The organism is Microbacterium oleivorans (assembly GCF_013389665.1).
GTDB classification, from domain to species: Bacteria; Actinomycetota; Actinomycetes; order Actinomycetales; family Microbacteriaceae; genus Microbacterium; species Microbacterium oleivorans_C.
Genome location: NZ_CP058316.1, coordinates 2,641,901 through 2,659,651 on the forward strand (window position 1 = coordinate 2,641,901; position 17,751 = coordinate 2,659,651).

At 70.8% G+C, this 17,751-nt stretch carries 16 protein-coding genes; 8 read left to right on the top strand and 8 right to left on the bottom strand.

The annotated features are described in order from the left end of the window. Nucleotides 1–65: 65 nt before the first annotated feature. The 7 genes from HW566_RS12520 to HW566_RS12550 all read left to right on the top strand — a co-directional run bounded on the left by HW566_RS12520 (nt 66) and on the right by HW566_RS12550 (nt 8,290). On the top strand, nt 66–1,580 hold the full coding sequence (locus HW566_RS12520) for an ABC transporter ATP-binding protein (protein ID WP_178013341.1): 1,515 nt from the start codon (nt 66–68) through the stop codon (nt 1,578–1,580). Then, nucleotides 1,577–2,890: an ABC transporter permease gene (locus HW566_RS12525; RefSeq protein WP_178013343.1), complete on the top strand. Its 1,314-nt coding sequence runs from the start codon at nt 1,577–1,579 to the stop codon at nt 2,888–2,890. Before HW566_RS12520 ends, HW566_RS12525 begins: the two co-directional genes overlap by 4 nt. Next, the gene (locus HW566_RS12530; RefSeq protein WP_178013345.1) at nt 2,887–4,173 is read left to right on the top strand and encodes an ABC transporter permease; all 1,287 of its coding nucleotides are present in this window, start codon (nt 2,887–2,889) and stop codon (nt 4,171–4,173) included. Before HW566_RS12525 ends, HW566_RS12530 begins: the two co-directional genes overlap by 4 nt. A gap of 41 nt (nt 4,174–4,214) precedes the next feature. Continuing rightward, complete coding sequence (locus HW566_RS12535; RefSeq protein ID WP_178013347.1) at nt 4,215–4,616, top strand: cytidine deaminase; 402 nt, start codon at nt 4,215–4,217, stop codon at nt 4,614–4,616. After that, nucleotides 4,613–5,935, top strand: a complete 1,323-nt coding sequence (locus tag HW566_RS12540) for a thymidine phosphorylase (protein ID WP_178013349.1) — start codon at nt 4,613–4,615, stop codon at nt 5,933–5,935. The genes HW566_RS12535 and HW566_RS12540 overlap by 4 nt, the downstream gene beginning before the upstream one ends. 121 nt (nt 5,936–6,056) lie before the next feature. Further along, nucleotides 6,057–7,172, top strand: a complete 1,116-nt coding sequence (locus HW566_RS12545; RefSeq protein WP_178013351.1) for an adenosine deaminase — start codon at nt 6,057–6,059, stop codon at nt 7,170–7,172. A 209-nt stretch (nt 7,173–7,381) separates the two neighbouring features. Continuing rightward, nucleotides 7,382–8,290 carry a hypothetical protein gene (locus HW566_RS12550; protein WP_178013353.1) on the top strand — a complete coding sequence of 303 codons (909 nt, stop codon included), beginning with the start codon at nt 7,382–7,384 and terminating at the stop codon, nt 8,288–8,290. A gap of 102 nt (nt 8,291–8,392) precedes the next feature. Here HW566_RS12550 and HW566_RS12555 read toward each other — a convergent pair whose 3' ends face one another. The 7 genes from HW566_RS12555 to HW566_RS12585 all read right to left on the bottom strand — a co-directional run bounded on the left by HW566_RS12555 (nt 8,393) and on the right by HW566_RS12585 (nt 14,806). After that, a complete protein-coding gene (locus HW566_RS12555; RefSeq protein WP_256728710.1) occupies nt 8,393–9,172 on the bottom strand; it encodes an alpha/beta hydrolase in 780 nt (259 codons plus the stop codon). Further along, entirely contained in the window at nt 9,169–10,338 is a 1,170-nt protein-coding gene (locus HW566_RS12560) for a mannitol-1-phosphate 5-dehydrogenase (protein ID WP_178013354.1), read from the bottom strand. Before HW566_RS12560 ends, HW566_RS12555 begins: the two co-directional genes overlap by 4 nt. Then, nucleotides 10,335–10,772: a PTS sugar transporter subunit IIA gene (locus HW566_RS12565; protein WP_178013356.1), complete on the bottom strand. Its 438-nt coding sequence runs from the start codon at nt 10,770–10,772 to the stop codon at nt 10,335–10,337. Before HW566_RS12565 ends, HW566_RS12560 begins: the two co-directional genes overlap by 4 nt. Nucleotides 10,773–10,857: 85 nt before the next feature. Then, nucleotides 10,858–12,438: a PTS mannitol transporter subunit IICB gene (locus HW566_RS12570; protein ID WP_178013358.1), complete on the bottom strand. Its 1,581-nt coding sequence runs from the start codon at nt 12,436–12,438 to the stop codon at nt 10,858–10,860. A gap of 34 nt (nt 12,439–12,472) precedes the next feature. Then, on the bottom strand, nt 12,473–14,131 hold the full coding sequence (gene ptsP / locus HW566_RS12575; RefSeq protein ID WP_178013360.1) for a phosphoenolpyruvate--protein phosphotransferase: 1,659 nt from the start codon (nt 14,129–14,131) through the stop codon (nt 12,473–12,475). A gap of 52 nt (nt 14,132–14,183) precedes the next feature. Continuing rightward, complete coding sequence (locus HW566_RS12580; RefSeq protein WP_178013362.1) at nt 14,184–14,456, bottom strand: HPr family phosphocarrier protein; 273 nt, start codon at nt 14,454–14,456, stop codon at nt 14,184–14,186. After that, nucleotides 14,453–14,806 carry a PTS sugar transporter subunit IIB gene (locus HW566_RS12585; protein ID WP_178013364.1) on the bottom strand — a complete coding sequence of 118 codons (354 nt, stop codon included), beginning with the start codon at nt 14,804–14,806 and terminating at the stop codon, nt 14,453–14,455. The genes HW566_RS12580 and HW566_RS12585 overlap by 4 nt, the downstream gene beginning before the upstream one ends. A 107-nt stretch (nt 14,807–14,913) precedes the next feature. Here HW566_RS12585 and HW566_RS12590 point away from each other — a divergent pair, with 107 nt between their 5' ends. After that, a complete protein-coding gene (locus tag HW566_RS12590; protein ID WP_178013366.1) occupies nt 14,914–16,833 on the top strand; it encodes a BglG family transcription antiterminator in 1,920 nt (639 codons plus the stop codon). A gap of 330 nt (nt 16,834–17,163) precedes the next feature. Here HW566_RS12590 and HW566_RS12595 read toward each other — a convergent pair whose 3' ends face one another. Continuing rightward, on the bottom strand, nt 17,164–17,733 hold the full coding sequence (locus HW566_RS12595) for a GNAT family N-acetyltransferase (RefSeq protein ID WP_178013368.1): 570 nt from the start codon (nt 17,731–17,733) through the stop codon (nt 17,164–17,166). Nucleotides 17,734–17,751: the final 18 nt, after the last annotated feature.

A 17,751-nucleotide genomic window follows, 5' to 3' on the forward strand; every position in this document is an offset into this window, starting at 1 on the left:
GGAGACGTCGTCTCCCGGCCCCGACCCCTGTCCGCCGTCCCTCAACGTCACATAGATTGGCGACCATGAAGCTCGAACTCCGGGGCATCACCAAGCGCTTCGGCACCCTCGTCGCGAACGACCACATCGACCTCGTGGTCCAGCCCGGCGAGATCCACGCCCTGCTGGGCGAGAACGGTGCCGGCAAGTCGACGCTGATGAACGTCCTCTACGGCCTGTACCAGGCCGACGACGGTCAGATCCTGCTCGACGACGCCCCTCAGAACTTCCGCGGCCCCGGCGACGCCATGGCGGCGGGCATCGGCATGGTGCACCAGCACTTCATGCTCATCCCCGTCTTCACGGTCGCCGAGAACGTCATGCTCGGACACGAGGACACCAAGGGCATCGGCGCCCTCGACCTCGCCAAGGCCCGTCGCCACGTGCGCGAGGTCGCCGACCGGTTCGGCTTCCAGATCGACCCCGACGCCCTCGTCGGGGACCTGCCCGTCGGCGTGCAGCAGCGGGTCGAGATCATCAAGGCGCTCTCGCGCGACGCGAAGGTCCTGGTCTTCGACGAGCCCACAGCGGTGCTCACCCCGCAGGAGACCGACGAGCTCATGGCGATCATGCGCCAGCTGCGCGACGAAGGCACCTCCATCGTCTTCATCACCCACAAGCTGCGGGAGGTCCGCGAGGTCGCGGACCGCATCACCGTCATCCGACTGGGCACGGTCGTCGGTGAGGCGTCTCCGACCGCGACCAACGCCGAGCTCGCCTCCCTCATGGTCGGCCGCGCCGTCGAGCTCACCGTCCGCAAGGGCGCGCCGCGGCTGGGCGACGGCGGCCTCGCGGTGCGAGACCTCCGCGTGCTGACCCCCGGCGGCGCCGTCGTCGTCGACGGTGTGAGCTTCGATGTGCGCCCGGGCGAGGTCCTGGGCGTGGCGGGAGTGCAGGGCAACGGCCAGACCGAGCTCGTCGAGGCCATCGTCGGTCTCGCGAGCAAGGTGGAGGGCTCGATCCGCCTCGGCGACACCGAGCTGGTCGGCCGCAGTGTCCGCGGCATCCTCGACGCCGGCGTCGGGTTCGTGCCCGAGGACCGCAAGGAGGACGGCCTCGTCGGCGGCTTCTCGGTCGCCGAGAACCTCATCCTCGATCGGTCCAACGACCCGGAGTTCGTGACGGCCGGCACCGTCCGGCGCTCCGCGCTGGAGGCCTTCGCGCGCGACCGCATCGCGGAGTACGACATCCGCACCCAGGGCCCCCACACCGCCGCGGGCACGCTGTCGGGCGGCAACCAGCAGAAGGTCGTCATCGCACGCGAGATGAGCCGCGACCTGCAGCTGTTCGTGGCGGCGCAGCCGACCCGCGGCGTCGACGTCGGCTCGATCGAGTTCATCCACAAGCGCATCATCGAGACGCGGGATGCCGGCGTGCCGGTCGTCGTGGTCTCGACCGAGCTCGACGAGGTGACCGCCCTCGCCGACCGCATCGCGGTCATGTACCGGGGTGCGATCGTCGGCATCGTCCCCGGCGACACCCCCCGCGACATCCTCGGCCTCATGATGGCCGGCGAACCCCACCCGGAGGTGGCCGCATGAGCGACTCGACACCCGGCGCCCACGAGACCGCGCGCGGCGGCGCGCCCGAGCAGCTCCCCGCCGCCTCGAGCCCGCTGACCGGCCAGACCGCGCCCGAGGCGCCGCGCGCCAACGTCCTGATCAAGGAGCTGATGCGCGGCAACCCCGTCACCACGATCCTCGCGGTCGTGCTCGCCCTGATCGCCGGAGGCGTGCTGATCGCCTTCACCGACGACGACGTGCAGGAGGCGGCGGGGTACTTCTTCGCCCGGCCCGGCGACACCGTCGCTGCCATCTGGAGCGCCGTCTACGGCGGCTACGAGGCGCTGTTCCGCGGAGCGGTCTTCAACCCGCGGGTCGACGGCTTCGCCGCGCAGATCCGCCCCCTGACGAACTCCCTCGGTTTCGCTGCGCCGCTGATCGCCGCAGGCCTGGGCGTGGCGCTCGCCTTCCGGGTCGGGCTGTTCAACATCGGCGCCCGCGGGCAGATCCTCGTGGGCGCGGGATTCGCCGCACTCGTGACCTTCGGTCTCGACCTGCCCATGTGGATCCACCTGCCGCTGACCCTGCTCGCCGGCATCGCCGGCGGTGCGATCTGGGGCGGCATCGTCGGTGTGCTCAAGGCCCGCACCGGGGCGCACGAGGTCATCCTCACGATCATGCTCAACTACGTGGCGTTCTACTTCGTCACCTGGATGATCCGCACCCCCGGGTTATTGCAGAAAGAGGGCACCAATCAGCCCATCACCGCCGAGACGCCGGCGTCGGCGCAGTTCCCCGACCTGCTCGGGTCGGGCTTCCCCTCCCTGGACTGGGGCTTCGTCGTCGTCATCGCCGCCACCGTGCTCGTGTGGTGGGTGATCGAACGCTCGAGCCTCGGACTCCGGATGCGCGCCGTCGGTGAGAACCCGCACGCGGCCCGCGCCGCGGGCATCGGCGTCGAACGCATCTACGTCTACGCGATGCTCTTCGCCGGGGGACTGGCCGGCCTCGCCGCCATGAACCAGATCCAAGGATCGATCACCACGGGCTTCAGCGGCACGATCGACGCCGGCATCGGTTTCGACGCGATCACCGTCGCCCTCCTCGGTCGCAGTCGTGCGTGGGGCGTGTTCGCCGCCGGCATCCTGTTCGGTGCGATGAAGGCGGGCTCGTTCTCGATGCAGGCGCAGGGCATCCCCGTCGACATCGTGCTGGTCGTGCAGGCTCTGATCGTGCTGTTCATCGCCGCGCCGCCCCTGCTGCGCACAGTGTTCTTCCTCCCCAAGACGGACCTCGAGAAGGCGGCCAAGGCGAGAGCCAAGGCGGCGAAGAAGGCGGTGACGGCATGACCACGCTCAGCCCCGCGGAATCCGCCGACGGCACGATCCAGCTCGCCACCGTCCGGCAGCGGCGCCTGAAGGTGCCCATCACGCTCGGCGTCGTGTCGGTGCTGCTGGCAGCCCTGTTCGCCTTCGCGCCGCGCGACGGCCTCAGCACGTTCCGACTCGGTGACGCCTCCGCTGCCCTGGGCCTTCCCGACGTGGCCGTGCCGACCGCGGTGACGTCATGGTCGGTTCTCGTCGTGCTCGTCGCGCTGACGGCGCTCGCGTTCTGGCTGGCCGGGGCGTACCGGCCGGTACCGCTGTGGCTGACGCTGCTGTTCGGCGTGCTCGGCGTCTTCGCCTTCCTCACCTGGGCGGCCGCCGGGGGTCTCGTACCCGTGACCGGGCTGCTCTTCGGTGCGGTCTCACTCTCGGTCCCGCTGGTGTTCGGGGCGCTCGGCGGTGTCATCGGCGAACGCGTCGGCGTGGTGAACGTCGCCATCGAGGGGCAGCTGCTCCTCGGCGCGTTCTCCGCGGCGCTGCTGTCGAGCATCACCGGCAACCCGTTCGTCGGCCTGATCGGCGCGATGATCGGCGGCGTGCTGGTGTCGTTCGTGCTGGCCGCATTCGCGATCAAGTACCTCGTCGAGCAGGTCATCGTCGGCGTCGTGCTCAACGTGCTCGTCACCGGTCTCACCGGCTTCCTCTACGGCGCGCTGCTCGTTCCCAACGAGAGCGAGCTGAACCGCCCGGTGCGCTTCACCCGTCTCGAGATCCCGCTGCTCAGCGACATCCCGATCCTCGGTCCCGTGCTGTTCAACCAGACGATCATCGTCTACCTCATGTTCGTCACGGTCGCCGTCGTCACGTGGGCGCTGTACCGCACGCGCTGGGGCCTGCGGCTCCGCGCGGTCGGCGAGCACCCGCAGGCCGCCGACACGGTCGGCATCAACGTCAACCGCTCGCGGTTCTGGAACGTCTCGCTCGCGGGAGCGATCGCCGGCATCGGCGGCGCCTACTTCACGCTCGTCTCGGTGCCGCAGTTCGGCAAGGAGATGACGGCCGGCCTCGGCTTCATCGCGTTGGCCGCGGTGATCTTCGGCCGGTGGGATCCGTTGCGGGCAGCGCTCGCAGGACTGCTGTTCGGCTTCGCGACCAACCTGCAGAACCTGCTCACGGTCCTGCGGACGCCGATCCCCAGCGAGTTCATGCTCATGCTCCCGTACGTGGTGACCATCCTCGCGGTCGCCGGTTTCGCCGGCCAGATCCGCGGGCCGGCCGCTGCCGGCAAGCCCTACATCAAGGGATGACGGATGCCGACGCATCCTCATCCGGACAAGGAAGACCCCTCGTGACCGACATCGACTGGGACGAGCTGCGCTCCGTCGCCACCGACGCCATGACCCGCGCCTACGCGCCCTATTCGCGCTACCGGGTCGGCGCGGCCGCGCTCGTCAGCGACGGGCGCATCGTCTCGGGATGCAACGTCGAGAACGCCTCCTACGGCGTGGGACTGTGCGCCGAGTGCGCCCTGGTCGGCGACCTGCACATGTCGGGCGGCGGCCGACTCGTCGCCTTCGTGTGCGTGAACAACGACGGGCAGACGATCATGCCGTGCGGCCGCTGCCGTCAGCTGCTGAACGAGTTCGCCCTGCCCGGAATGCTGCTCGAGACCGTCTCGGGCATCCGCACGATCGACGAGGTGCTGCCCGACGCGTTCGGCCCGCGAGACCTCGAGGAGGCCGCCCGATGAGCGCCGATCCCACCAGCCCCGCCACGCCCGCCGCCGTCGAGGCCTTCGACGCCGTCGACGTGATCCGCGCCAAGCGCGACGGTGGCGTGGTGCCCGAGGAGGCGCTGCGCTGGATGGTCGACGCGTACACCCGCGAGTACGTCGCCGACTCGCAGATGGCCGCCTTCGCCATGGCCGTGCTGCTCAACGGCATGGAGCGCAGCGAGATCCGGGTGATGACCGACGCGATGATCGCCTCGGGCGAGCGGATGAGCTTCGCAGGTCTCGGCAAGCGCACCGTCGACAAGCACTCGACGGGAGGCGTCGGCGACAAGATCACCCTGCCCCTGGCGCCCCTGGTCGCCGCGTTCGGCGTCGCGGTGCCGCAGCTGTCGGGTCGTGGACTCGGCCACACCGGTGGGACCCTCGACAAGCTCGAGTCCATCCCGGGGTGGCGTGCCGCGCTGTCGAACGACGAGATGTTCGACCAGCTGCGCGACGTCGGAGCGGTCATCTGCGCCGCCGGGTCGGGTCTCGCGCCCGCCGACAAGCGCCTGTACGCCCTGCGCGACGTGACCGGCACGGTCGAGGCGATCCCCCTCATCGCGTCGAGCATCATGTCGAAGAAGATCGCCGAGGGCACCGAGTCGCTCGTGCTCGACGTGAAGTTCGGCTCGGGCGCCTTCATGAAGGACGTCGACAAGGCCCGCGAGCTCGCCCGCACCATGGTCGCGCTCGGCGCCGACTCCGGCGTGGCGACGACCGCCCTGCTCACCGACATGAACGCCCCGCTCGGTCTCGCCATCGGCAACGCCAACGAGGTGCGCGAATCGGTCGAGGTGCTCGCCGGCGGCGGCCCCGCCGACGTCGTGGAGCTGACGGTCGCGCTCGCGCGCGAGATGCTCGCGCTCGCCGGACAGCCCGACGCCGACGTCGAGGGCGCCCTCGCCGACGGGCGGGCGATGGACGTCTGGCGCCGCATGATCCGCGTCCAGGACGGCGATCCGGATGCGGCCCTCCCCGCTCCCCGCGAGACCCACACGGTCACCGCTCCCGCCGCCGGCATCGTCTCGCGCGTGGAGGCGCTGCCGTTCGGCATCGCCGCCTGGCGCCTGGGTGCCGGGCGTGCGCGCGCGCAGGACCCCGTCATCCACGCGGCGGGCATCGACCTGCACGTCAAACCCGGCGACGAGGTGGCCGCCGGTCAGCCGCTGTTCACCCTGCTGGCCGACGATGGTGCCCGGTTCGACCGCGCACTCGACGCCCTGCACGGCGCGTGGGAGATCGACGACGCGGCGCCCCCGGCCGGCCCGCTCGTGCTCGAACGCATCACCGCCTGAGAGCCGCCGCGCGCGGCATCCGAGCCTCGTACGCCGACCCCACCTTCCATCCCGACCGTTCCATCCCGACCGTTCCATCCCGACCGTTCCATCCCGACCGTTCCACCCGGAGGAGCCCGCCATGCCGATCGAACAGCACGCCGACGCGAAACTGCAGGGTGTCTCGGTGCGGTCGCTGCCGAAGGTCTCGCTGCACGACCACCTCGATGGCGGCGTGCGGCCCGCGACCATCGTCGAGCTGGCCGACGAGCTCGGACTCGACCTGCCCGAGACCGATGCCGACGACCTCGCGGACTGGTTCGAGGACCAGAGCGACTCCGGGTCGCTCGTCGACTACATCAAGACCTTCGACGTCACGCTCGGGGTCATGCAGACCCGCGAGGGACTGCGCCGGATAGCGCGCGAGTTCGTCACCGACCTCGCCGCAGACGGCGTGGTGTACGGCGAGGTGCGCTGGGCGCCCGAGCAGCACCTGCAGCGCGGGCTGTCGCTCCAGGACGCGGTCGACGCCGTGCAGGAGGGCATCGAGGAAGGCGAGGATGCCGCGGAGGGCGAGGGGCACGACATCCGCGTCGGTCAGATCCTGTCGGCGATGCGTCAGGCGGGCCGTTCGCTCGAGATCGCCCGCCTCGCGGTGGAGAACCGTTCGCGCGGTGTCTCCGGGTTCGACATCGCCGGCCCGGAGGACGGTTATCCGCCCGCCCAGCACCGCGCCGCGTTCGACTACCTCGCTTCGGAGTTCTTCCCCGTCACCGTGCACGCCGGCGAAGCGGCCGGGCTCGACTCGATCCGCTCGGCGCTGATCGACGGTCGCGCGCTGCGCCTGGGGCACGGCGTGCGTCTCGCCTCGGACCTGAACGTCGTCTCCCGCGCCGGCGAAGAGGTGCTCGTGCAGTTCGGCGACCTCGCGCGCTGGGTGCGGGACCGCGAGATCCCGCTCGAGCTCTCGCCGTCCTCCAACCTGCAGACCGGGGCCATCGAGGCGTGGGGGACGCAATGGGAGGACCACCCCTTCGACCTGCTGTATCAGCTGGGCTTCTCGGTGACCGTGAACGTCGACAACCGCACGCAGAGCCGCACGTCCCTCACCCGCGAGCTCGCGACCCTGGCCCAGACGTTCGAGTACGATCTCGACGACCTGCAGGCCTTCCAGCTCAACGCCGCCGCCGGCGCGTTCCTCTCGGTCGAGGAGCGTGAGGAGCTCATCGAGGTCATCGCCGAGGGCTTCGGAGCCTGACCCGGGTCTGACTCCCTCGAGGTCCCAGTTGGGCCGGGTTCCAGCGTCTGATTCCCGGCCGAACTGGGACCTCTACTCGGCCGAACTGGGACCTCTTCCCGGCCGAACTGGGACCTCGCGGTTTCTGCCCAGCGGCCGGAGAGCAGCCCGATACTCACAGACGCGGGGGCCGCGGCCGCGAGAGCGGCGAGCGGGCAGAGGCTGTTGGGATGCGTCGGCCCCAGCCCCTCCCCGAACCGCTGCGGGGAGTTCCGTTCTCGGTCGGAGCTGCCCGGGCGATGGGCGTGACGGCGGGGCGACTCGATGCGAGCGACCTCGAGATCCCGTTTCGCGGTCTCCGCGTACCGCGCGGCGCCAGAGCCGCGGATGTCGCCGAGCAGTGCGCGCAGTATGCGGTGCGGCTGCGGCCCTGGCAGTTCTTCAGCCACGACACCGCGCTCGCGCGATTCGGGGCACCGCTCCCCTTCGGTAGCGACGCCCTCGCCCTGCACGTAGCGGCCCACCGGCCGAAGCGCGAGCCGCGAGCCGCCGGAGTCATCGGGCATCGCCTCGGCGAACGTTCACCGGCGGTGTGGACTGTCAGCGGCATCCCGTTCGAACATCCCGCCCGCGCGTGGCGACATGTCGGTGCGGTGTGGCAGCACGACGACCTCGTCGCGGCGGGCGACTACCTCATCGGCCGCGGCGGGCTCGTGACCCTCGAGCAGCTGAACGAGGAGGTCGAGCTGCACGCAACGCGTGGGCGCAGCCGGCTCATCCGTGCGCTGGCCGACATCCGGCCGGATTCGGAGTCATCGGAAGAGACGCGTCTGCGTCTGGTCCTCCAGCGAGCGGGGCTTCCCGAGCCCGAGCTGAATCAGGAACTGCGACGGGCGTCTGGTGTCTTCATCGCACGGCTCGACCTGGCGTATCGGCGATGGCGACTGGCTGTCGAGTACGACGGCCGCCAGCATGCCTTCGACGACGCGCAGTTCGCGCGCGACGCCGACCGCTGGCATGCGATCCGAGCGAGCGGCTGGGAGCATGTGCGGATTCTGCGCCACCACCTTCGCGGTGAGGGCCGGCCGGCGGTCGATATGGTCCGGTCTGCCCTTCTCCGAGCCGGCTGGCGTCCCTGACGTCCGAAGTTCTCACCGAGGTCCCACTTGAGCCGGGTATGGCCGCCGAGTTTCCGGCCGGACTGGGACCTCGGAAAGGCGGCGCCCCGGGCCCCCGACCGATCAGCGGGGGAGGGCGGCGACCAGGCGGGACAGGGCCGCCGTGACGTCCGCGCGCATGTCGGCATCGGAGATCGTCGGGGTGCCGTCGCCGGCCTGCGGGCCGTAGTCGCCGAACGAGGCGTGGGAGGCTCCGGGGATCTCGACGAAGACGGCGTCGTCGGGGAGCAGACCGCGGTTGTCGTCGACCTTCTCGGGCGTGGTCAGGCCGTCCTCCGAGCCGGACAGGCTCAGCACGGGCTCACTCGACCCCGACAGGTCGGTGGCGCAGTACGAGGCGAAGAGCACCAGGCCGTCCGCGTCGTCCGCGAGCTGGCACGCGCGAACGCCTCCCAGGGAGTGCCCGCCCACGAGCCACGTCGACACCCCCGGCGCCAGGTCGGTGAACGACGACAGCGGCCGCGGATCGAAGAACGCCAGGTTCAGCCAGGGGCGGGTGATGACGACGGTCACGCCATCGCCGGCGACGACACCCGAGAGCAGGGGAGCATACGCCTCGGCCTCGACCTTCGCCCCCGGCACGAAGACGAGCCCCACCTCCGAGTCGCCCGCGGCGGGCTCGAGCACCAGGCTGCCGTCGATCTCGGTCATCGTGATGCGCTCGTCGGCACGCACCTCGTCGAGCGGTCCCTGCTCGGCGTCCATCACGCCGACCTGGCTCCAGACCAGGATGCCGATGACGCCGGCGAGCAGGATGCCGAGCACCGCGAGCCCCACCACGACGAGCACACGTCGGACCCGCGACCGTGGCCGCGGGTCCGGCGTGCGGGGAGCGTCGGTCACCGAGCGTCGGCGCCGATCGCGGCCTGCCGTTCGGAAACGGCCGCCTCGACCAACGGGAACAGGGGGTGCTCGGGCTCGAGCCCGGTCACCGATGCGGTGAGGGATGCCGCGTCCTCGGCGGCGCGCAGGCGCTGCTGCAGCTCGACCGACTGCGGGTCCTCCGCGTCGTCGAAGGCCAGCGCGGCGCCGATCGCGGCGACGAGCGCCTCGACGGAGAGCCCCGCCTCGGCCGCCTCGGCGGCGGGCCCGACGAAGCGCTCGTGGCGCGAGAGCTTGCGCAGCGGCTGGCGTCCCACGCGTCCGACGGTGTCGGGAAGTTCGGGATTCGCGAACCGGCGGAGGATCGTGGCGCGGTACTCGGCGAGCTCGGCGGCGTCGAGACCGTGCTTGTGCACGAGCAGCGCAGACGTCTCCTCGAGGGCCGCGGAGACGCCCGCGGCGATCTCGGGAACGGCCAGCGCCTCGGCCACCGTCGCGGCGCCGGCCTGCGCGCCGAAGTAGGCGGTGGTGGCGTGCCCGGTGTTCACGGTGAAGAGCTTGCGCTCGATGTAGGGCTCGAGGTCGTCGACGAAGTGCGCGCCGGGGATGTTCGGCAGCGCACCGCCGAAGGGCGTCGCCTCGATGGCCCACTCGAAGAAGGGCTCGACCGTGACGTCGACGCCGGCGCCGGCGGGCTGGGCCGGGACGATGCGGTCGACGGCGGTGTTGGCGAAGACGGCGCGCTGCGACACCGTCTCCCAGTCGGCGCCGGCCTGCGAGCGGATCTCGTCGCGCAGCAGGTCGGTCGCGCCGATCGCGTTCTCGCACGCCATGACGGCGAGGGGCGCGGCGTCGGGATCCCGCAGGCGCAGGCCGGCGAGGATGTGTGGGGCGATGAACCGCAGCACGGTGGGTCCCACCGCGGTCGTGACGACATCCGCCGACGCGACTGCATCGGCCACGGCCTGCGGGTCCGCGGCGCTGTTGAGGGCGCGGAAGCCGGTCACGACCTTGTCGACGCCGCCCTCGCCCACCTCGTGGACGGTGTACTCGGATGCGGCGTTGATCGCGTCGACGAGAGGCGCGGCGACGTCGGAGAAGACCAGGTCGTAGCCCCCCTCGTGCAGCAGCAGGCCGACGAAGCCGCGACCGATGTTGCCCGCTCCGAAGTGGACGGCGGTGCTCACTGGTTCACCGACGCGAGCAGGGCGTAGAGCTCATCGGGGGTCTGGGCGGCCTTCAGGCGGGCGACGTCGTCGTCCTCGGAGAACAGCAGCGCGATCTGCGACAGGATGTCGAGGTGCTCGTCGCCCTTGCCGGCGATGCCCACGACGAAGCTGACCTGCTCGCCGCCCCAGTCCACGCCGCCGTCGTAGCGGACGAACGACAGGGCCGAGTCGAGGATGGCGTCCTTGGTCTCGTTCGTGCCGTGGGGGATGGCGAGCTCGTTGCCCATGTACGTCGACACGGTCTGCTCGCGCTGCTGCATGGCGTCGAAGTAGGCCCCGGTGACGGCGCCGGCGGACTCGAGGATGCCGGCCGCCTCCTTCATCGCCTCCTCGCGGGTGACGCTTCCGGAGTGGATGCGGATCTGATCGATGTTCAGGACCTCACGTGCCATGTCTGTCTCCTCTGAGTGGTGTTGCGGGGGATGACGCGGGGCCGAGGCGGACGGACCGCCCCGGCCCCGGGTCTGGGTTTCGAGCCTACGCGTCGGCGTCGTGCTGCTTGCGGACCATCTCCACGACCTCGTCGTACTTCGGCGAGTTCATGAAGTTGTCCACCGATACGTGCAGCGCGTCCGGGTTCTGCGCCCGGGCACGGTCGGTCAGCTGCTGCTGCGTGATGACCAGGTCGGCGGTGCCGTCGAGGTTGGCGATGGCCTTGTTGACCACCGTGACGCCCTCGACGCCGGCCTTCTTGATCTTGTTGCGCAGGACGCTGGCGCCCATCGCCGACGAGCCCATGCCCGCGTCGCACGCGAACACGATGGACTGGATCGGCTTGGTGGCCGTGGTAGCTCCGCTCTCGGCGCTCGCCGCGGTACCGGCGGCGGCGACGCCCGAGGCGCGCAGGCCGGAGAGGGCCTCCGAGCTCTTGCCCTTGTTGGCCTCGGTGCGAGCGACGGCGTCGGCGAAACCGCCCTGACCGTCGGCCTCACGAGCCAGGTCGCGCTTGCGGCTGGCGAGGAGGATCGCGGCGGAGACGGCGAAGGTCACGCCGGCCGAGATGACGACCGACAGGATGACGCCGAGGTGGCTGCCCGGTGCGGTCTGGATGAGCACCGCGAAGATCGAGCCGGGCGATGCCGCGGCGACGAGGCCCGACTGGAAGATCGCGTTGGTCGCCACACCACTGGCGCCACCGGCGATGAGGGCCACGATCAGGAGCGGCTTGGCCAGCACGTACGGGAAGTACACCTCGTGGATGCCGCCGAAGAACTGGATGATGAACGCGCCCGGCGCGGTTCCCCGCGCGATGCCCACGCCGAAGACGGCGATCGCCAGCAGCAGACCGGCACCGGGGCCGGGGTTCGCCTCGACGAGGAACAGCAGGCTGCGCCCGGTCTCGAGCGACTCCTGGGTCCCCAGCGGGGTGAACACGCCGTGGTTGATGGCGTTGTTGAGGAACAGGACCTTCGCCGGCTCGACGATGACGCTCGCGAGGGGGAGCAGGCCGTTGTCGACGAGCCAGCCCACGGCACCGCCGAGGATGTCGGTGATGAACTTCATGACCGGTGCGAGCCAGAAGAAGGCGGCGAGGGCGGCGAAGAACGCCACGAATCCGGCGCTGAAGTTGTCGACGAGCATCTCGAAGCCCGCGCGGACCTTGCCCGCCCACAGCTTCTCGATCCACTTCAGGGCGAGGGCTGTCAGCGGACCCGCCACCATGGCGCCGAGGAACATGACGGTTCCCGAGGCGCCGACGATGACGCCCATCGCGGCGACGGCGCCGACGACGCCGCCGCGCACGCCGAAGACCATGCGGCCACCGGTGTAGGCGATCAGGCTGGGCAGGAGGTAGGTGATGATGGGTCCGACGAGACCGGTCCATTCGGTCCCGTCAGGGGTGACCCCGCCACCGAGCATGCGGGAGTCGGCCCACTGCCACGCCTCGATGGGGCCGTCCTGTCCGACCCAACCGCTGTCGATGAACAGGGCGGTGATCAGGCCCCACGCGATGAAGGCCGCGATGTTGGGCATGACCATGCCCGAGAGGAAGGTGCCGAACCGCTGCACGCGGACCCGAACCCCACCTCCCGATGGTGCTGCAGACGTCGTTGTCATTTCTGGTTCTCCTTCTGGTGCAGGTGTGTGTTCGTCAGATGCCGGCGGCTTCTTGGGCCGCGGCTCGTGCGGATGCCGCGTCGGTCGCGGTCAGGGCTGCCTCGGCGATGCGACGGGCGTCGTCGAGGCTGTGGGTCAGCAGGGTGGCGCGGACGTCGGCCAGCGCGGTGGGCGCCATCGACAGGCTCGTGGCGCCGAGGCCCACGAGCACGACGGCCAGCAGCGGGTCGGCGGCGGCCTCGCCGCAGATGCCCACGGGCTTGCCGTTGGCCTGGCCGGCCTTGCCGGTCTCGTGGATGAGACGCAGCACGGCGGGGTGCCAGGGGTCCTGGAACGACGACACCGACCCGAGCAGCCGGTCGGCGGCGAGGGTGTACTGGGTGAGGTCGTTGGTGCCGATCGAGGCGAAGTCGGCGATCTTCAGCACGTGGTCGGCGAGCAGGGCCGAGGAAGGCACCTCGACCATGACGCCGGCGGTCTTGATGCCGTACTCGCGGGCGATCGAGACGAAGTAGTCGGTCTCCTCCACCGTCGAGACCATCGGGGCCATCACCCAGAGATCGGCGTCGGTGGCGGCGTCGGCCTCGGCGAGGGCCGTGAGCTGCTCGCGGAGGATGTCCTCGCTCGCGCGAAGGGCGCGGAGTCCGCGCAGGCCCAGAGCGGGGTTCTCCTCGTGCGCGTCGTTGAGGAAGGCCAGCGGCTTGTCGGCGCCGGCGTCGAGGGCGCGCACGACCACCTTCTGTCCGGGGAAGGCCTGGAGGAGCTTGGTGTACGCCTCGCGCTGCTGGGCGACGGTCGGCGCCTGCGCCGAGCTGAGGAAGAGGAACTCGGTGCGGAACAGCCCGACGCCCTCGGCGCCCAGCTCGACCGCCTGCGCGGCCCCTTCGGGCTTGCCGAGGTTGGCCAGGAGGGGGATCGCCGTGCCGTCGGAGAGAGCACCGGGGGTGAGGGGTGCGGATGCCGCGGACTTGCGCTCCTCGGCGCGGTTCTGCGCCTGGGCGAGCTCGTCCGCGCTCGGCTCGGTGGTCACGACGCCCTTCGCGGCGTCGACGATCACGGTCTGCCCGTCGTCGGCGAGGGCGGAGGCCTCGGTGGCTCCCACGACGGCGACGATCGACTTCTCGCGGGCGAGGATCGCGGTGTGCGAGGTCGGGCCGCCGTCGGAGGTCACCAGTGCGAGCACCATGTCGAGGTCGAGCAGTGCCGTGTCGGCGGGGGCGAGGTCTTTCGCGACGAGCACGAACGGGTGACCGGGCTCCGGAACACCGGGGGCCGGGACGCCCCGGAGATTCGCGATGACGCGCTGCGCGACGTCGTCGAGGTCGGCGGCACGCTCGCCCAGATAGCCGCCCATGGCGGAGAGCTGATCGCGGAACGAGGCGAAGGCGTCGTGGACGGCGAACTCGCCGGTCTTGCCGGCCTGCAGGCGCGCGGCGACCTCGGCCTCGAGGCTCGGGTCCTCGGCCATCATGGCCTGGGCCTCGAGGACGTCGCGCGCGGCACCGCCGGCCTGCGCGCCGCGCTGCTCGAGCTCGCGGGCGACCGCGGCGACGGCATCCTTCACGCGCGCCGTCTCCTCGTCGAGGGAGCGCTCGGACTTCTCGTCCTTCGGTGCGGGAAGCGGCTCCGCCATCCGTGCGACCGGTCCCTGCGCGACTCCCAGGCCGATGCCCACTCCGCGAAGCTCACTCATTGCTCTCGATCTCCTTCGTATCGTCCGTGTTCGTATCGATGGTCGTTCGTGGTCACTCGTCGTGATCGGTGGCCAGCAGGTCGGCCAGCTCGTCGAGGACGTTCTCGGCCTGCGCGCCGTCGGCCGTCAGGGTGACGTAGTCGCCGTACTCGACACCGAGTGCGATGACACCGAGGATGCTCGCGGCGTTGACCGGCGAGCCCGAGCCCTTGGAGATCGTCACGTTCGCACCCGACTGCTTGACCGCCTGTGCGAAGAGCTTCGCGGGTCGGGCGTGGAGTCCGTTCGACGATCCGATGCGCACGGTGCGCGATGCCTCGCTCATGAGCGGGTCCTCTCCGTCGAAGGGATGTCGGTGCTGGAACGTGGGGTGGGGGATGCCGGGGCGGTGATCAGCGCGAGCGTCCGCGAGCCGTCGAGATCTCGGAAGATGTCGGCCGGCATCAGGATGACACGCGTCCCGCGAGCAGCCGCGGCCTCGGTGATCCGGTCCAGCTTCGGGATGAGCTGGGGGCCGACGAGGACGACATCCGCCGCGTCGAGATCGATCGGCAGTGACTGCTCGGTTCCGGCGGTGGCGGTGATGTCGAGGCCGCGCGCCTGCGCCGCATGGCGAACCCGCTGTGCGACGAAGGTACTCGACGCGCCAGCGCCGCATACGACCAGGATCCTCATCGACCCGCCTCCTCCTCGGACAATTGTTGTGAGAAGGCTGGGAGGAGACAACCCATTCCTGCTTCCGCGGGGGCGGAAGGTGTGTCGGTCCGTGATGGAATGGGAGCGTGACCAGGAGCCGGCAGGACCGCGTCCTCGCGATCCTCTCGCGCGGAGGCGATTGGGTGACCGCCGCCTCCCTCGCCGACGCGATCGGCGTCACCCCGCGGTCGATCCGCACCTATGTCACCGCGCTGAACGCCCGTGTGCCCGACGGCGTCGTCGTCGAATCGGGTCCGCAGGGATACCGCGTGGGTCCCGACAGCGCCGCCGCCGTCCACATCGGCGACACCGGCACGCCGCGCGACCGTCTTCACCGGCTCGTGCGGTCGCTTCTCGACGCGCCCGAGGGCATCGACGTCTTCGAGACGGCGGATGCCTTCTTCGTCAGTCCCGCGACGATCGACGGCGACCTCGGGCGGGTGCGCGGCCTGCTCGGGGGCACCGAGCTGAGCCTCGAGCGCACGGCCTCGCGCGCTCGGCTCCGCGGCACCGAGATGGCGCAGCGGCGTCTGCTGAGCCGTCTCGCGCACGACGAGACCGACGACGGGTCGTTCGATCTCGAGAGTCTGCGCCGCACCCTCGGCGAGCGATCGGTGGGGGCGGTGGCGTTCGGTCCCTTCAAGGACGAGCTCGTGGCGGAGCTGACCGGGCTCGGCTACTTCGTGAACGAGTTCGGCATCGGCGACGTCGTGATGCACATCGCCATCGCGGCCGATCGCATCACGCGCGGGCGCGCGCTCGAGGTCGCCGCGGCCGACGACGCGGCGTTCCGCGCCGAGGTGGGCGACATCCTCGACCGCCTCACCCGGCGCCACCTCGGGGTCGTGCTCGGCTCGGGCGATCGCCAGCATCTGGCCGCGCTCGTCCTCACCCGGGTCGTCGCCCCCGGCGCCACCGAGCCCGCGGCGCTGATCCGCGAGCGGATCGACCCCGACGTCGGTGCCGCGGTCCGCGATGTCGTACGCCGCGCGGCGGCGGAGTTCCTCGTCGACATCGACCAGGAGGACTTCGTCCTGCGCCTGTCGCTGCACGTGCAGAACCTCAAACACCGTGCGCGGGAGCAGGCCTGGTCGCGCAACCCGCTCACGCGGTCGTTGAAGACGACGTATCCGATGATCTTCGAGGTGGCCGTCTACATCGCCGACGCGCTGCGCGGGCTCCTGGGCATCCCGCTGCTCGACGACGAGATCGCCTACATCGCGATGCACGTCGGCGGGCGGCTCGAGCGCAGCCGCCTGTCGGCGCAGACGCTGACGGCGACGATCGTCTGCCCGGGGTACTACGAGCTCCACGAGCTGCTGCGCTCCAGCGTCGACCGTTCGCTCGGCCAGTCGGTCGACGTCGTGGGTGTCGAGACGCGGGTGGATCCCGACTGGGCCTCGATCGACACCGACCTCATCCTGTCGACGATCGCCCCGCCCGTCATGAGCGATCGCATCGTGCACATCCAGCCCTTCCTCACCGACGCCGACGTCGACCGGGTGCAGACCGCGGCGGCTCGTCTGCGCCGCGCGCGGCGGCTGGCCCGGCTGCGCGCCGAGCTCGAGCGCTACTTCGACGCCGACGCCTTCGTCCGGGGGCTGGACGGAAGCGCGGGGGAGGATGCCGTCATCCGGCGCCTCGGGTCGCTCCTCGTCGAGCAGGGCGTCATCGACCACGACTACATCGACCGGACGATCGAGCGCGAGGCGCTGTCGTCGACGGCGTTCACCGACGCTCTCGCGGTGCCCCACGCGATCGGGATGACGGCGACCCGCACGGCGATCTCACTCGGCATCGCCGACCCGTCGATCGCCTGGGGCGACGGGCGGGTGCAGGTCGTGGCGATGGTGGCGTTCTCGGAATCCGACCGCGCGGCGTTCCAGACGGTGTTCGAGCAGCTCGTCGAGGTGTTCAGCGAACGCGAGAGCGTGCAGCGGATCGTGAGGCGCGGGACGACGTTCAGCGCATTCCTCGACGAGCTCGTCGCCGTCGTCGACGGCTGAGTCCGTCGTTCAGCCCGGCAGCCGCGTCGACGCGCTGGGCGGCCGGCCTCGGGGCGCTTGCGTTACGGTGTGGTTCGGTTTGGGGCGCTTGCGTCACGGTGTGGTTCGGTTTGGGGCGGTTGCGTCACGTGGGGTTCGGTTTGGGGCGGTTGCGTCACGGTGTGGTTCGGTTTGGGGCGCTTGCGTCACGGTGGGGCGTGACGCAAGCGCCCCCAGGTGAAAGCGGCGCCCCGCGAGCAGAGCGTCTCGCCTGAGCCGAGCGTCTCGCCTGAGCCGAGCGTCTCGCCTGAGCCGAGCGGGTCGGGTTCCGGTGCCCGTGGCCGCGGCGGGTCAGCGTGCGAGGCGCGCCTGCAGGCCGAGCTTGACCGCGGGCCACTCGTGGGGGAGCACCGAGTACACGACCGTGTCGCGCAGCGTCCCGGACGGTCCGATGCGGTGGTTGCGGAGCACGCCATCCTGCCTCGCGCCGAGCCGCTCGATCGCGGTGCGCGACTGCCTGTTGTGCCACGAGGTGCGAAGCTCCACCGCGATCGCGTCGCAGGTCTCGAACGCGTGCCCGAGCAGCAGCAGCTTGGCTGCGGTGTTGACGGCAGTCCGCTGGACCTCAGGCGACAGCCAGGTGTGACCGATCTCGACGTGACGGTTCGCCTGGTCGATGTTGCAGAACGTCGTCATCCCGACCGCCCTCCCGTCGCGCAGCACCGCGAACGGGTTCATCGATCCGTCGTCCCGCCAGGCGAGTCGTTGCTCGATCTCCTCGGAGACGGATGTCGGCACCGAGGTGTACCACGCATACTCCAGGCCCCGGCTGGCTTCGGTGAGGTCGTCGGTGTGTTCGGCGCCGAGCGGCACGAGGCGGACGTGGTCGTCGGCGAGTTCGATCGGATCGGTCAGCAGCACATCCCGATCCTAGATTCG